The 513-nt window shown below is 60.2% G+C and carries 1 protein-coding gene; it reads left to right on the top strand.

From position 1 onward, the window contains the following. Positions 1–513 (top strand): proton-conducting transporter transmembrane domain-containing protein (locus tag AC1DO7_RS41445; protein WP_477117597.1); only part of this gene is annotated, 513 nt, incomplete at both ends.

Here is a 513-nt window from a genome sequence, read left to right as displayed (position 1 = left end):
CGGCGCTGTTCGGCTCGGTCGCCAGCTTCATCGTCACGCTGCCCCTGGTCTTGCACTTCGACCGTTCCACGGCTGCCATGCAGTTCGTCGAGAAGGCGGAATGGATCGAGCGCTTCAACATCAACTACCACCTGGGTGTCGACGGCATCTCGATGTGGTTCGTGGTGCTGACCGCCTTCATCACGGTGATCGTGGTGATCTCCGCCTGGGAAGTGATCACCGAGCGCGTGRMCGAGTACATGGCCKCGTTCCTGATCCTGTCGGGCYTSATGATCGGYGTGTTCAGCGCGCTCAACGGCATGCTGTTCTACGTGTTCTTCGAAGCCACCCTGATCCCGATGTACATCATCATCGGCGTGTGGGGCGGCCCGAACCGCGTGTACGCGGCCTTCAAGTTCTTCCTCTACACGCTGCTCGGCTCGCTGCTGACGCTGGTTGCGCTGCTGTACCTGTACAGCAAGACCGGTACCTTCGATATCCTCGAATGGCACCAGGCCAAGCTGTCCATGAACG

The sequence above is a fragment of the Cupriavidus sp. 05N40 genome (genome assembly GCF_056397305.1).
This window is presented reverse-complemented; position numbering and strand designations above follow the sequence as displayed.